Raw genomic sequence first — 231 nt, 5'->3', positions numbered from 1 at the left:
TGGTCAGGGTCGCGGTGTAAGTGATCTGACCGCCTTCGGTCACGGTCGAACCGGCCGTCAGCGTGACAGTGGTGGTATCGACCACATCAGTAATGGTAGTAACCGCAGGCGTCGTGCTCGGCACCAGGTTTTCAAAGTTGCCGCCGGTTGCACCGGTAATGGTGGTGGTGACGGTCGAACCGTTAACGTAGACGTCGTTAGCCGGGGTATCCACGACCACTGTACCAACCG

Annotated in this window: 1 protein-coding gene; it reads right to left on the bottom strand. The window is 58.9% G+C overall.

The genetic code is table 11. The features are described 5' to 3' along the window. On the bottom strand, positions 1–231 hold a 231-nt coding region (locus BFP96_RS02260; protein WP_139113317.1), incomplete at both ends, for an immunoglobulin-like domain-containing protein.

The sequence above is a fragment of the Pseudomonas sp. 34 E 7 genome (genome assembly GCF_900005715.1).
Classification (GTDB): Bacteria; Pseudomonadota; Gammaproteobacteria; order Pseudomonadales; family Pseudomonadaceae; genus Aquipseudomonas; species Aquipseudomonas orientalis_A.
This window is presented reverse-complemented; position numbering and strand designations above follow the sequence as displayed.